The organism is Streptomyces sp. NPDC006140 (assembly GCF_040628815.1).
GTDB lineage: Bacteria > Actinomycetota > Actinomycetes > Streptomycetales > Streptomycetaceae > Streptomyces.
The window spans coordinates 617,535-631,580 of sequence record NZ_JBEXTS010000002.1 but is presented as its reverse complement, the minus strand read 5'-3'; the positions used below and the strand labels follow the sequence as shown (position 1 = coordinate 631,580).

At 73.8% G+C, this 14,046-nt stretch carries 11 protein-coding genes; 7 read left to right on the top strand and 4 right to left on the bottom strand.

Going from position 1 to position 14,046, the window contains the following annotated elements:
- Window positions 1-71 precede the first annotated feature (71 nt).
- A complete protein-coding gene (locus ABZ386_RS08035) occupies window positions 72-857 on the bottom strand; it encodes an aspartate/glutamate racemase family protein (RefSeq protein ID WP_114250359.1) in 786 nt (261 codons plus the stop codon).
- A 39-nt stretch (window positions 858-896) separates the two neighbouring features.
- Here ABZ386_RS08035 and ABZ386_RS08030 point away from each other — a divergent pair, with 39 nt between their 5' ends.
- Window positions 897-2,090: a glycosyltransferase gene (locus ABZ386_RS08030; protein ID WP_358964220.1), complete on the top strand. Its 1,194-nt coding sequence runs from the start codon at window positions 897-899 to the stop codon at window positions 2,088-2,090.
- A gap of 16 nt (window positions 2,091-2,106) precedes the next feature.
- Here the strand turns inward: ABZ386_RS08030 and ABZ386_RS08025 are convergent, their stop codons facing one another.
- Window positions 2,107-3,366 (bottom strand): TerD family protein, encoded by a 1,260-nt coding sequence (locus tag ABZ386_RS08025; RefSeq protein ID WP_351337125.1) that lies wholly within the window; start codon window positions 3,364-3,366, stop codon window positions 2,107-2,109.
- 297 nt (window positions 3,367-3,663) lie between these two features.
- On the opposite strand from ABZ386_RS08025, the gene ABZ386_RS08020 reads away from it, so the two are divergent.
- The 4 genes from ABZ386_RS08020 (at window position 3,664) to ABZ386_RS08005 (ending at window position 8,413) form a co-directional block, all read left to right on the top strand.
- On the top strand, window positions 3,664-4,092 hold the full coding sequence (locus ABZ386_RS08020; RefSeq protein WP_351336360.1) for a DUF6643 family protein: 429 nt from the start codon (window positions 3,664-3,666) through the stop codon (window positions 4,090-4,092).
- A gap of 45 nt (window positions 4,093-4,137) precedes the next feature.
- Entirely contained in the window at window positions 4,138-4,965 is an 828-nt protein-coding gene (locus tag ABZ386_RS08015) for an MOSC N-terminal beta barrel domain-containing protein (protein WP_358964217.1), read from the top strand.
- 176 nt (window positions 4,966-5,141) lie between these two features.
- Window positions 5,142-5,747 (top strand): hypothetical protein, encoded by a 606-nt coding sequence (locus ABZ386_RS08010; protein ID WP_351336364.1) that lies wholly within the window; start codon window positions 5,142-5,144, stop codon window positions 5,745-5,747.
- A gap of 230 nt (window positions 5,748-5,977) precedes the next feature.
- On the top strand, window positions 5,978-8,413 hold the full coding sequence (locus ABZ386_RS08005) for a right-handed parallel beta-helix repeat-containing protein (protein ID WP_351336367.1): 2,436 nt from the start codon (window positions 5,978-5,980) through the stop codon (window positions 8,411-8,413).
- 7 nt (window positions 8,414-8,420) lie between these two features.
- On the opposite strand, the gene ABZ386_RS08000 is transcribed toward ABZ386_RS08005, so the two are convergent.
- Window positions 8,421-10,793 (bottom strand): hypothetical protein, encoded by a 2,373-nt coding sequence (locus tag ABZ386_RS08000; protein ID WP_356504792.1) that lies wholly within the window; start codon window positions 10,791-10,793, stop codon window positions 8,421-8,423.
- Window positions 10,794-11,084: 291 nt separating this feature from the next.
- Here ABZ386_RS08000 and ABZ386_RS07995 point away from each other — a divergent pair, with 291 nt between their 5' ends.
- Both ABZ386_RS07995 and ABZ386_RS07990 read left to right on the top strand, forming a co-directional pair.
- A complete protein-coding gene (locus tag ABZ386_RS07995) occupies window positions 11,085-11,921 on the top strand; it encodes a DeoR/GlpR family DNA-binding transcription regulator (RefSeq protein WP_114250366.1) in 837 nt (278 codons plus the stop codon).
- A 62-nt stretch (window positions 11,922-11,983) separates the two neighbouring features.
- Entirely contained in the window at window positions 11,984-12,454 is a 471-nt protein-coding gene (locus tag ABZ386_RS07990; RefSeq protein WP_358964214.1) for an SRPBCC family protein, read from the top strand.
- Window positions 12,455-12,634: 180 nt separating this feature from the next.
- Here ABZ386_RS07990 and ABZ386_RS07985 read toward each other — a convergent pair whose 3' ends face one another.
- Window positions 12,635-13,759: a PLP-dependent cysteine synthase family protein gene (locus tag ABZ386_RS07985; RefSeq protein WP_358964212.1), complete on the bottom strand. Its 1,125-nt coding sequence runs from the start codon at window positions 13,757-13,759 to the stop codon at window positions 12,635-12,637.
- Between the last annotated feature and the right edge of the window lie 287 nt (window positions 13,760-14,046).

Below are 14,046 nucleotides of genomic sequence, written 5' to 3'. Positions count from 1 at the left end.
TGGCGGAGCGTGACTGGGCCGGCCGGGCGTCGGCCGGTTCCACCGCGTCGGCGACCGTCAGGAGGCTGCAGTCAGCGGGCCGGGGTGACCGCCTGCAGCAGCCGCCCCTCCTCGTACGCCAGGGCCGGCGCGGGCAGCGCACCCTCGCGTCCGCTCAGCAGCACGGTCAGGGTGCCGTGCGGGGTGGCCCCCGGCGCGGGCTGCTCGCCGAGCCGGCGCAGGGCCTGGGCGACCACGGCGCCCGCGGAGCCGTGCAGCACGAGGGGCGGGCGGCCGGGGCGCTGGACGGCGGTCCGGATGCGCTCGGCGACCAGTTCGTAGTGCGTGCAGCCGAGGACGACGGTGGTCACGTCCTCCGGGGTGAGTGCGGCGGCCGCGGCCACGGCGGCGTCGATCGCCGCCTCGTCCGCGTGCTCCACGGCCTCGGCGAGGCCCCAGCACGGCACCTCCGTGACGGGCACGCCGCCGGCGAAGTCCCGGATCAGGGTGCGCTGGTACGTGCTGCCGGTGGTGGCCGGGGTGGCCCAGATGGCGAGGTGTCCGCCGCCCGCCGCGGCCGGCTTGATCGCGGGGACGGTGCCGATGACCGGAAGCTCGGGTTCGAGGCGGGCGCGCAGGGCGGTGAGCGCGTGCACGGTCGCGGTGTTGCAGCCGACGATCAGGGCGTCGGGGCGGCGCGCTGCGGCCGCCTCGGCCACGGCCAGGGCTCGCTCGGTCAGCTCCTCCGGTGTCCTCCGGCCCCAGGGCATGCCATCGGGGTCCAGGGAGAGCACGAGATCGGCGTCGGGGCGCAGCCGCCGTACCGCGGCGGTGGCCGCCAGCAGACCGATTCCGGAGTCCATGAGCGCGATCTTCACCCGATCACGATAGACGATGAGCGGTCCCGGGCCGGTCCCGTGGGGCAGACTGCGCGCGTGAGCGCCGTTGTGTGGACTGCCGCTGGATCACTTCTCGCCTGGCTGTGGCTGCTGCTCTGTCAGGGCTTCTTCTGGCGTACCGATGTGCGACTGCCCCGGCGCGTGGAGCCGGACGTGTGGCCGGACGTGTGCGTCGTCGTCCCGGCCCGTGACGAGGCGGCGGTGCTGCCCGCCGCGCTGCCGTCGCTGCTCCTGCAGGACTATCCGGGGCGGGCGGAGGTCTTCCTCGTCGACGACGGCAGTGCGGACGGCACCGGTGATCTCGCGCGTGACCTGGCACGCCGGCACGGCGGGCTGCCGCTGACCGTGTCCTCGCCGGGTGAACCGCCCGCGGGGTGGACCGGCAAGCTGTGGGCGGTGCGCCACGGCATCGGCCTGGCACGCGCGCGTGGTCCCGAGTACCTGCTGCTGACCGACGCCGACATCGCGCACGCGCCGGACAGTCTGCGGGAGCTGGTGGCGGCGGCCCGTTCCGGCGGGTTCGACGTCGTGTCGCAGATGGCGCGGCTGCGGGTGGAGAGCGTCTGGGAGCGGCTCGTCGTGCCGGCCTTCGTCTACTTCTTCGCGCAGTTGTACCCCTTCCGCCGGATCGGCGGGGAGGGGACGCGGACGGCGGCCGCTGCCGGTGGCTGCGTCCTGCTGCGGGCGGAGACCGCCGAGCGGGCGCGGATCCCGGACGCGATCCGGCACGCGGTGATCGACGACGTGGCGCTGGCCCGGGCCGTCAAGCGCGGTGGCGGCCGCGTCTGGCTGGGGCTGGCGGACCGGGTGGACAGCGTGCGGCCGTATCCGCGGCTGGGCGACCTGTGGCGGATGGTGTCCCGCAGCGCGTACGCCCAGCTGCGGCACAACCCCCTGCTGCTGGCCGGGACTGTGGCGGGGCTGGCGCTGGTGTACCTGGTGCCGCCCGTGGCACTCGTGGTGGGCCTGGCCACGGGCGGCACGGCCGCGGCGGTCGCCGGGGGCCTGGCCTGGCTCGTGATGGCGGGGACGTACGTCCCGATGCTCCGCTACTACCGGCAACCGCTGTGGCTCGCGCCGCTGCTGCCGTTCACCGCCTTCCTCTACCTCCTCATGACGGTCGATTCGGCCGTGCAGCACTACCGGGGACGGGGTGCGGCCTGGAAGGGCCGCACCTACGCGCGCCCGGACGCCGTGCCCGACGAGGGCTGATCCCCGCCGGAGGGCGTCACTTCCTGCCGGGGGTCCAGTTCATGCCCCATCCGTAGGCCTGGTCGACGGTCCGCTGCGGGCTCACCCCGCGCTCGGGCACCAGGTAGCGGGCCTCCCGCTGGACGACCAGGTCGCCGCCGGTGTTGGTGATCAGGGCGAGCGCGCACACGGGTGAGGGGACCGTGCACTCGTCGAGGGAGAAGTCGATCGGGGCGCCGTGCTGCGGCTGGAGGGTGACGGTGGCGTTCAGGTCGGCGAAGGAGCGTGCGCCTTCGTAGATGGTGACGAAGACGAGGATGCGCCGGAAGGCGTTCTTGTGGTCGAGATTGACGGTGAGGTTCTCACCGGCCGCGACAGCGCCGGTTCGGTCGTCGCCGTCGAGGTGGATGTACGGCGGCTGGTGCAGTGCCCCGAAGGTGTTGCCGAGGGCCTGTACGACGCCCTTGCTGCCGTCGGTGAGTTCGAACAGGGCGCACAGGTCGAGGTCGAGGTCGGAGTGCAGCGCGGCCGGGCGGCCGAACTTGCTGCTCCACCCCGAGAACTGCTTGCGCACTTCCCAGTTGAGGTTCACGTGCAGGGCGCCGGAGGTGCCACCCTGCTTGGTGAGCGAGACGGAGGGGGCCGCCTTGGTGAGCGTGACTTTGGTGAGGCGGACGGGTGCGGGGGGTTCCGCGGGGGGCGGCGGGGTGGCCTGTTGGGTCGTCGTCGGGGGCGTGTAGGCCGGCGGCGCGGGCGCCGTCACGGGTGCCGCCTGCTGCGGCTCGTCCACTGTGATGCCGTAGTCCGTGGCCAGGCCTTCGAGTCCGCTGCTGTAGCCCTGGCCGACGGCGCGGAACTTCCAGGCGCCCTGGCGGCGGTAGAACTCGCCGAGCACGAAAGCGGTTTCGGTGGTGGCGCCCGGGTTGTCGAACCGGGCCACCGTGGTGCCCTGGGCGGCGTCCTGGACCTCGATGTACAGGTCCGGGACCTGCCCGAAGGCGCCCCCGTCGGCGGAGGCGGCGAGGACGATCGTCTCGATGGCGGGCTCCACGCGCGCGAGGTCGACGAGGAGCGTGTCGGTCACGCGCCCGCCGGTGTTCCGCTTGCCCTCGTGGCGGATCGCGCCGGAGGAGTGCGCGGGCTGGTTGTAGAAGACGAAGTCCGCGTCGGAACGCACTTTTCCACTTATCAGCAGCAAAGCGGAGGCGTCGGCGTCGGGCACGCCCGGTCCGGTGCGCCAGCCCAATTCCACTCGCAGCGCCGCGGCGGGCACAGGAGTGTTTGAACCTTTCAGCATTTGCATGTCCGCCCCCATTGCGTGGCACCGCGCCAGGCCCATCCCGGCCGTCCGGACGAGTTCCCTTCGGACAACCTATTCCTCCCGGCGGCGAACTCCCATGCACGACGACCGGAAGACCGGCGGCCAACCCCCGGCAACCTGCCCGGAACTCGGCCTTTACACGATCAGAACCCTGGTCGGCGCCCCTTTTTGCCAAGTTCGCTCGCATTGGGGATACCGGGTCACTGCGGACACGGAAAACAACCCTCTTATCGGTCTCCCCAACCAGCACATCGTGGGCTTAACTTATGTGCCATGACCTCCCCCCGCTCCACCTATGGCGGCGGCTACTACTCCGCCTCCTTCCCGGACACCCCGATCTACGACAAGCTCGTCGCCGAGCGGGGTACCCCGCAGATCGCCCCGATCCGGGTCCCCGCGCAGTACGACATGCCGGCCGGCAACCTCCCCGCCCTCCCGTCGGCGCTGCCGGCGCTGCCGGCGGCCCCGTCCCAGCCCGCCTACGGCTATCCGCAGGCGCCGCAGCCCGCCCCGCTCCAGCAGGCGCCCGCGGCGTACATCCCGCAGCAGGCCACCGCACCACGCGGCTACCCGGCCCCCCAGCCCCAGCAGCCGCGCCCGGCGGCGCCCGCGGGTTACGAGGCGATGCGCCCCGCGGCACCCCGGCCCGCCCAGGCTCCTTACCAGGACCCGTACAACAACCAGCAGTACCGCGGTTACTGAGCCGCCGCCCCGGGGGCTGTCGGTGCCGGCTGGCACGATGGCCCCATGGGGAACGCACACCTGCACGCGATTCATGTCCATCCGGTCAAGGCGGTCCGGGGCCAGGCGCCCCGGGAGGCCGTCGTGGAGCCGTGGGGACTGGCCGGCGACCGGCGCTGGGTGCTGATCGACGACGGGGGAAAGGTCGTCACGCAACGCCAGCAGCCGCGCCTCGCGCAGGCCGCCGCCGAGCTGCTGCCCGGCGGCGGTGTCCGGCTGTCCGCGCCCGGCATGGAGCCGCTCACGGTGCCCGTCCCCGGGGCGGTCGGTACCGTGCCGGTGCAGGTCTTCCGCGACAAGGTCGAGGCGGTCCCGGCCGACGACGAGTCCGCGCACGCCTGGTGCAGTGCCTACCTCGGCATCGGCGCGCGCCTCGTGTTCATGGACGATCCGGCCACGCGCCGGCCCGTCGACCCGGAGTACGCGCGCCCCGGTGACACCGTCTCCTTCGCCGACGGCTTTCCGCTGCTGCTCACCACGACGGCCTCCCTCGACGCCCTCAACGCCCTGATCGCGCAGGGCGACCACGCGGACGAGGGCCCGCTCCCCATGAACCGCTTCCGGCCTAACGTGGTCGTGACGGGCACCGAGGCCTGGGCCGAGGACGACTGGTCGCGCCTCGCCGTCGGGGAGGTGACCTTCCGCGTCGCCAAGCCCTGCGGCCGGTGCGTGGTGACCACCACCGACCAAGGCACCAGCGAGCGCGGCCGCGAGCCCCTGTACAGCCTCGGGCGGCACCGGCGGCTCGGCGGCAAGCTGGTCTTCGGCCAGAACCTGGTGCCCCTGTCGCGCGGCACGATCCGGGTCGGGGACCCGGTCAGGATCCTCGAGTAAGCGCAGGCGGCGGGTCTCCCGCTGGGGTGGGAACCGCGTCGGCGGCCCGGGCGTTGGCCTCGTGTGAGAAGTTCATGAGAGGCCCTGGGGAGAGGTGATTTCGCTCTCTCTTCGCCGGGTGCGCGCGTGGACGGCTCCGCCGGGGGTTATCACGGAGCGGGAAGGGGGTGCAGGCGGTGCGAGCGATCAGCGGACTCTGGCGCTGGCGGCGCAACCCGTTGTGCCGTGCGACCGACCTGGCCGAGGCCTGGGCGGCGCTGGCGGCCCTGCTGCTGATCCTGCTCATCGCCCCGGTGGCCGGATTCCTCGTCGGGGGCACCGCCCAGGACGCCCTGCAGCGCTCCGTCCGGGAGCAGCACGAGGCGCGGCACCTGGTGACGGCCACCGTGGTCCGCAAGCTCGACCCCTCCCCGCTGGACGCCGACCCGGAGACCTCCACCGGCCGGGATCTGCGCAACCGCGTCCTCGCCGACTGGACCGCGCCGGACGGCACGCCGCAGCAGGGCCCGGTGCTGTCGAGCCTCAAGGACCCGCAGCGGGGCGACGAGTTCCGGATATGGACCGACCGGCACGGCCGGCTGGTGGCCCGCCCCCTGGACTCCGCGACGGCGTCGACGCACGCGGTCCTCGCCGGTTTCGGCGCGGCCCTGGCGGCCGGCGGGCTCATAGAGGGCGGCAGACGGCTGATCGTCTGGCGCATGGTCCGCCGCCGGTACGCCCGTTGGGACCAGGCATGGGACAAGGCGGGCCCGGACTGGGGCAGGACGGGCACCGGCAGCTGACAGCCTTCCGGCTCTGGTCAACCCACCACCCGCGCGCACGCTACGGTGGTCCGGCCGAACCGTTCGGCACAACCCGCGTGCGAGCGAGCAGGAGGGACACGCCGGGTGTCGATGCCGCAGTGCGCGCGCAGCCCCCGGGGGCCGGGCACGGCAGCGGCCCCGACACCGGCCACAGCGTCCCGAGGGCGAACGAGCCATCAGTACGACCGAGGTGGGGGCACAGCTACACCATGGCACAGGGCACGGTCCAGGTGACGCACACCGGCACGTCGCGGTGGCGGCGCCGCACGGGTGAGTACGCATCGCTCGCCGCCGCCCTGGAGGCCGCGGCCGACGGCGACGTCCTCACCGTCGCCCCCGGCACCTACCGGGAGAACCTCGTGGTGCAGCGCGCGGTGACCCTGCGCGGTCCCGAGGGCTCCCCCGGCTCGGTGCGGATCGCGCCCGTGGACGGGGTGCCGCTGACCGTGCGCGCCTCGGCGGTGGTCCAGGACCTGCACGTGGAGGGCCAGGACGCGGCCGCCCCGGCCGTGCTGGTCGAGGAGGGCACGCCGGAGCTGCGGGACGTACGGGTGGTGACGCGGTCGGCGGCCGGGATCGAGGTGCGCGGCAGTGCCCGGCCCACGGTCCGGCGCTGCGCGGTCGACAACCCGGCCGGCGTCGGCATCGCCGTACTCGACGGCGCGGGCGGGGTGTTCGAGGAGTGCGAGGTCGTCGCGGCCGGCCAGGCGGGCGTGGCGGTGCGCGGCGGCGCGCACCCCCGTCTGGAGCGCTGCCGGGTGCACCACACCTCGGGCTCGGGCCTGTCGGCGACCGGGGAGAACACCGCGCTGGAGGCGGTGGGCTGCGAGGTGTACGAGGTGCGGGGCAGCGGGGTGCAGATCACCGGCCGGGCCACCGCGCACCTCACCGACTGCGATGTGCACCGCACGACGGCCGACGGGGTCACGCTCGACACGGACGCCGTGCTGACGCTCGCCGACTGCCGCATCCACGACATCCCGGAGAACGCGGTCGACCTGCGCTCCCGTTCCGTCCTCACACTGACCCGCACCACGGTGCGCCAGTTCGGCCGCAACGGCCTGTCGGTGTGGGACCCGGGCACCCGCGTGGACGCCAACCAGTGCGAGATCTTCGACAGCACGGGCGACTACCCCGCGGTGTGGGTCAGCGACGGCGCCACCGCGGTCCTGGACTCCTGCCGGGTGCACGACGTGCCGGACGCGCTGTTCGTCCTCGACCGCGGCTCGCGCGCGGACGTCGTCGACAGCGACCTGTCGCAGGTGCGCAACACGGCCGTGTCGGTGAGCGACGGCGCGACGGCGCAGCTCGACGACTGCCGGATCCGGGACGCGGCGACGGGCGCCTGGTTCCGCGACCACGGCAGCGGCGGCACCCTCAGCAACTGCACGCTCGACGGCACCCAGACCGGCGTGATCGTCACCAAGGGCGCCGACCCCACCGTGGAGCGCTGCACGGTCGACTCCCCGGCGGAAGCGGGCGTCTACGTGTCGGCCGGGGGCCGCGGCAGCTTCCTGAACTGCCGGGTGACGGGCAGCGGCGGCTACGGCTTCCACGTGATCGACGGCAGCCGTACGACGCTCAGGAAGTGCCGCACGGAGCGGTGCGCGCGCGGGGGTTACGAGTTCGCGGACAGCGGCGCGGACGCGGCGTCCGGGGCGGGCCCGCTCGTCGAGGACTGCACGAGCGACGAGAGCGCGGGGCTGCGGGCGCCCGCGGCGCGGGAGACGGCCGTGCAGACGGTGAGCCACTCCGCCGGTCTGCTCGGCGCGGTGCCGGAGCAGCGCACCGAACCGCCGCCCCCGGCCCCGGTCGCCGAGCCGGCGCAGCCCGTCCGCACCTCCAAGGACGTCCTCGGTGAGCTGGACGCGCTGGTGGGCCTGGAGAGCGTCAAGCGCGAGGTGCGCGCCCTCACGGACATGATCGAGGTCGGCCGGCGCCGGCAGCAGGCCGGTCTGAAGGCGGCGTCGGTCAAGCGGCACCTGGTCTTCACCGGCTCCCCGGGCACGGGCAAGACGACGGTCGCACGCCTGTACGGCGAGATCCTCGCCTCCCTCGGCGTGCTGGAGAAGGGCCACCTGGTCGAGGTGTCCCGGGTGGACCTGGTCGGCGAGCACATCGGCTCGACGGCGATCCGCACGCAGGAGGCGTTCGAGAAGGCGCGCGGCGGCGTGCTGTTCATCGACGAGGCGTACGCGCTGTCCCCGGAGGACGCGGGCCGCGACTTCGGCAAGGAGGCGATCGACACGCTGGTGAAGCTGATGGAGGACCACCGGGACGCGGTCGTGGTGATCGTCGCGGGCTACACGGCCGAGATGGAGCGCTTCCTGTCGGTCAACCCGGGTGTCGCTTCCCGTTTCTCACGGACCATCACCTTCAGCGACTACGGCCCCGAGGACCTGCTGCGGATCGTGGAGCAGCAGGCCGAGGAGCACGAGTACCGGCTGGCGCCGGGTGCGGCGGAGGCGCTGCTCAAGTACTTCACGGCGATCCCCAAGGGCCCGGCGTTCGGCAACGGCCGTACCGCGCGGCAGACGTTCGAGGCCATGGTGGAGCGGCACGCCAGCCGGGTCGCCCAGCTCGCCGAGCCCACCACGGACGACCTGACGCTGCTCTACGCCGAGGACCTGCCCGAGCTGCTCTGAGGTTCGCCTACGCCGCGGGCGGCTCGGGTGTGTCCCGTGGGGTCGGCGGCTCGGGTGTGTCGCGGGGTGCGGGCACCCCCGGCCGCAGCCGGGCCAGCAGCAGGCGGCGTTCCTCGGCGAACGCCGGGTCCGCCTGGTAGTCGGAGTGGCCGAGGATCGGCGCGGGCAGCGGCAGCAGGTCGGTGCGGCCGTAGGCGAGGGGGTCCTTCAGGGGCGGGTGGTCGACCTGGGGGCCACGGTCGCCGGGCAGGCGCATGGGGCCGCCGATGGGGTCGGTGAGCCGGTACAGGTTGCGCCAGCAGTCGACGTCCCGGTGCAGGGAGCTGAGCGCGGCGGGGCCGAAGTGCGCCGGGAACCAGCGGCCGTAGAGGCGCTCCAGCGGGGAGCCGTAGGTCAGCAGCGCGACGCGTCTGCGGGCGGAGGGGGTGAGTTGCCAGGCCGCGGCGGCGGCGAGCACGCTGCCCTGCGAGTGCCCGGAGATGACGAGGCGTCCGCCGGTGACCCGGGTCCAGGTCGCCATCCGCCAGGTCAGGTCGGGCACGGCGCGCTCGGCGTAGCAGGGCGGGGCGAAGGGGTGGGCGGCGCGCGGCCAGAAGGTGCCGACGTCCCACAGGATGCCGATGGTGCGGCGCGCGGCGGGGTCTTTGTAGGCGCGTCGGCCCCAGGTGACGAAGAGTATGAAGCCGAGGCCGATCAGCCAGGAGCCGAGGGCCTGGGCGGTCTCCGCTGCGCCGTGGAGGACGGGGTAGGTGCCCCGTGCGGCCTCGCCGGGTGTCTCGTCGGTGGTCAGGGCGCCGACGAGGGCTCCGGCGCCGAGCAGCAGGGTGACGCCGGAGGTGACGGCGACGATGCGGGGTCCTCGGTCGGTGAGGGCGGCCATGGCGCGGGCGTAGGCGATCCGGCGGGTGCGGGCGGGGTCCATGGCCGCGTCCGGGTAGTCGCGTGCGACGGTGTCGCGTTCGGCGCGGGCGAGCTGCCAGGCGCGGTGGGCCAGCCAGCCGAAGAGCCCCAGCAGCACGACGAGCAGCGGCGGGATCACGGACGCCTGCCAGGTCAGCAGGACCGGCGGGCCCGCGATCGACGCGCCCGTGCCGTCCAGCCAGTCGGAGACGCGCTGGGAGACGCCGCCGGACATCACCCCGCCCAGGGCGCAGCCCAGCATCGCCACGGCCGGTCCGCCCATGCCCCGCAGCACGGCCCGCCGGTCGGGATCGGTGCGGTGCAGCGTGTGGGCGACGACGGCCAGGACGACCACGAGCAGGCCCTGGGCCAGGGCGAGGCCGCCGAAGGCGGTGTCGCCCGGCAGCCGCCCTGCCGACTCCCAGCCGGGCCGCTCCCACCCGGCGTAGAGCAGGGCGAGGGCGAGCAGGGCGAGGGCGGCGAGCGGCAGGCGCCGGACGAAGCGCTCGTCGAGTTCCTTGTCCAGGCGCTTCTCGCTGCGGCCCCGGCGGCACACCACCCAGACCACGGCGACGGCGCAGGCGGCGAGGGCCGCTTCCAGGAGCAGGCCAAGGGTGTGCAGCAGGGCGGGGCCGCCGGGCTCGCGGTCGTGGCGGGCGGCGGCGCTGCCGACCGCGGCGGCGACCGTCAGCAGGCCGGCGGCGGTGTGGGCGGCGCGCAGCCGGGCCACCAGCCGGCGTCCGTACCAGAAGCCGGGCCGGCCGAGGGCGGTCGGTCCGGGGTCCTCGTCGGGCTCGGGGTCGCGGGCGATCGGCTGCTGGGACTCGTAGTCGCTCCAGGTGCGCCGGGACAGGTACCAGAGGAGGCCGGTCAGGGCGGTGGGGACGAGGGAGGCGAGGGCGAGCCTGCGGCCGGGGCTGCTCCACCAGCCGCCGTTGGAGACGGTGGGTGAGAGGAAGCCCAGCCAGGAGTGGCGGTCGGCGCAGGCGGTCGTGCCCGCGCACTGCCAGGCGGCCAGGTCGAGGGCGACCTCGCAGGCCGCGGCGACGAGCAGCACCGTCAGGGTGAGGGCGGCGAGCCGCACCAGGAGGCCGTACAGGCGCACGGTGCGGCGGCGGCCGTGGGCGCTGGGGCGCATCCAGTGGGCGAGGTTGACGACCATGAACGGCAGGAGCAGCAGCCACAGGGCGCGGGTGCCGTTGCCGGAGGTGAGGTTGCACCAGACGTAGGCCTCGGGCACGGGGCCGTCCCGGCGGTGGGCGTCGGGGCTGTTCTCGGCGTCGACGTCGTCGGCGCGCCGGAAGACGGCCGCGATGTCGTCGCCGGTGATCCGCTCGGTCCGCGGGTCGTTGAGCATCTCCTGCGGCGTGGTGCCGCCCACGCCGTGGACCAGGAGTTCCAGGGCGGTGCCGGTCTCGCCGGGCCGCGTGGCCAGGCCGTCCGGTCCGCCGGTCGACGCATGTTCCTGCGCACGTTCCACTGATTCGCACATCCCCCGTGACACGCCGTCGGCTCTGTCCGTGCGGGCACAAGGATCTCCGGTTCGGCGGCGTCGTACACCTCCTGTCACGGAATCTTCCCGATCCGTGATGCGGCGGGGCGGCAGCTGAGCCCTGGCGTGGCATGTGCGCGACGAGCGGTCGATGCCGCCGGTCGCCCCGCGACATGCGAGGATGGGACGTCCGCGCACCGGAGCCGGGAGAAATGTCCTGGTTGGGGCGGGTGCGCTGGGCGTGTCGGACGGCATTGAGGCGAAAGGACCGGAGCGTACGTGAGCGAGAATCAGAACCTCCTCGCGGAGCAGCGGCGATCCCTGATCCTCGACGAGGTCCGCCGCCGGGGCGGAGTGCGGGTCAACGAGCTGACCCGCAAGCTCGGCGTGTCGGACATGACGGTCCGCCGCGACCTCGACGCGCTCGCCCGGCAGGGCGTGCTGGAGAAGGTGCACGGTGGCGCGGTCCCGGTGGTCGAGGCGAGCACGCACGAACCGGGCTTCGAGGCCAAGTCGGGCCTGGAGCTCACCGCCAAGGAGGACATCGCGCGGGCCGCGGCCAAGCTGGTCGCGCCGGGCGCGGCGATCGCCCTGTCGGGCGGTACGACGACGTACGCGCTGGCGCACCAGCTGCTGGACGTCCCGGACCTCACGGTGGTCACCAACTCGGTGCGGGTGGCCGACGTCTTCCACGCGGCGCAGCGCACCTCGGGCCCGCGGCAGGGCGCGGCCACGGTCGTGCTGACCGGCGGTGTGCGCACGCCCTCCGACTCGCTGGTGGGGCCGGTGGCCGACCAGGCGATCGCGGCGCTCCACTTCGACCTGCTGTTCCTCGGGGTGCACGGCATATCGGTCGAGGCCGGCCTGTCGACGCCGAACCTCGCGGAGGCCGAGACGAACCGGCGGCTCGTGCAGTCGGCGCGGCGCGTGGTGGTGGTCGCCGACCACACCAAATGGGGCAAGGTGGGCCTGAGTTCGTTCGCCTCGCTGGAGCGGATCGACACGCTCGTGACGGACGCCGGGCTGCCCGAGGAGGCGCGCGGGGTGGTCGCCGAGCATCTGCGGCGGCTGGTCGTGGCCGGGGAGCCCGAGCCCGAGGAGGGGGCAGACAGCTGACGGGGCGCCAGCTAGGGTGACGCTTCGGTCATCGCCCGCTTCCGTCAGGGAGGGCTGCGTCCATGGCTCACCGTCTGCGCCCGGTGGGGCTCGACTTCCTCGAGGTCGCGCCGGTACGGCATGTGTTCGTACGGGAGATCTCCGCGCCGGTGGAGGCGGTCTACCGTGCGCTCCACGACGACGTGCCCGGCTGGGCCGAGTGGTTCGCCCAGATGCGGTCCGCCCGCCCGGTCGACGGCGGCGCGGGCCGCGACATCACGCTCACCGGGGGCGTCCGGTTCCGCGAGTCGGTCATCGCGGCGAAGGAACCCGAGGTGTACGCCTATCGGGTCGACGTCACCAACGTGCCCGGGGTGCGGGCGATCATCGAGGAGTGGCGACTCTCCCCGGCCGGCACCGGCACCCGGGTGCGGTGGACCTTCGCCACCGACGGGTCGGCGGTGTACCGGCTCGCCATGAAACCGGTCCGCGCGGGCCAGGCGCGCGCCTTCCGGGACGCCGTGGCCGCGCTGGACCGCAGGCTGACGGCCTGAGGGGTCCTTTCACTATGAGCGTCCGATCAGGTCGCGTGGTCTGGTGCCGTGCATCGCAAGGCGCCGGAGCGCCCTCGTGGCGGAGCCACGTGGGCGTTTCGGCAACGCGGCGAGGTGCGGTGCCAGGCCGCGCGACCCGGACGGGCATAGTGAAAGGACCCCTGAGCCCGGGGCCCGGTCTCAGTCGGGCCAGACGCCGGTCGCCAGCAGCGAGTCGATCGCGGCGGTGTAGGGCTCGATGTCCAGCCCCTGGGCGGCGAGCCAGGCGTCCGAGTAGTACTTGTCGAGATAGCGGTCCCCCGGGTCGCACAGCAGGGTCACGACGCTCCCCTGCCGCCCCTCGGCCACCATCTCCGCCACGATCTTCAGCGCGCTCCACAGGCCCGTGCCGGTCGAGCCGCCCGCCTTGCGGCCGATGGCGCGCTCCAGGGCCCGTACGGCGGCGACGCTGGCCGCGTCGGGCACCTTCATCATCCGGTCGATCGCACCGGGTACGAAGCTCGGTTCCATGCGGGGCCGGCCGATGCCCTCGATCCGGGAGCCGCAGTCGCACGTGACGTCCGGATCGCCGGTGGTCCAGCCGTCGAAGAAGCACGAGTTCTCGGGGTCGGCCACGCAGACGCGGGTGTCGTACTGCATGTAGTGGATGTAGCGCGCGAGGGTCGCGGAGGTGCCGCCGGTGCCCGCCGTGGCGACGATCCACGCGGGCTCGGGAAACCGCTCCAGGCGCAGCTGGCGGAAGATGGACTCGGCGATGTTGTTGTTCCCGCGCCAGTCCGTGGCCCGTTCGGCGTAGGTGAACTGGTCCATGTAGTGGCCGCCGGTCTCGGCCGCGAGCCGGGCGGACTCCTCGTACATCGTGCGCGGGTCGTCCACGAAGTGGCAGCGGCCGGAGTGGAACTCGATGAGGCGGATCTTCTCGGCGCTCGTGGTGCGCGGCATGACGGCGATGAAGGGCACCCCGATCAGCTTCGCGAAGTACGCCTCGGAGACGGCCGTCGAGCCGCTGGAGGCTTCGATCACGGGTCTGTCCGGCCGGATCCAGCCATTGCACAGGCCGTACAGGAAGAGGGAGCGGGCGAGGCGGTGTTTGAGGCTGCCGGTGGGGTGCGTCGACTCGTCCTTCAGGTACAGGTCGATGCCCCAGCGCTCCGGCAGGGGGAACTGGAGCAGATGCGTGTCGGCCGAGCGGTTGGCGTCGGCCTGGACCCTGCGGACGGCCTCTTTCAGCCACGCGCGGTAGGCGGGATCGCTGTGGTCGACGTCGAGGGTCACGCCGGTCCGGGTCTGCCGGGGAGTGCTCACGAGGGGGCTCCTAACGCTGCGCGCCGACAACGGGGCGCGCGGCCGGCACCCCCGATCATAAGCACCCGGCGCACGCTTCTCACCTGCATAAACGCACCTTTGAGCCCCCCAAAGCGCCCCCTGGGGCAGAGGCCGGGGCAAGGGGGCGCGCGGTCCCGGGGGCGCTTTCGCGTGTGTGCTGCGGGCGCCCCCCGGCGAGGAGGTCGCATGGACTGGTGCTCGACGCCGGGCGGGGGCAGACTGCACCGCGGGACCGAGGCCCCGGGCGGGGCGACGGCGGGGTGGGA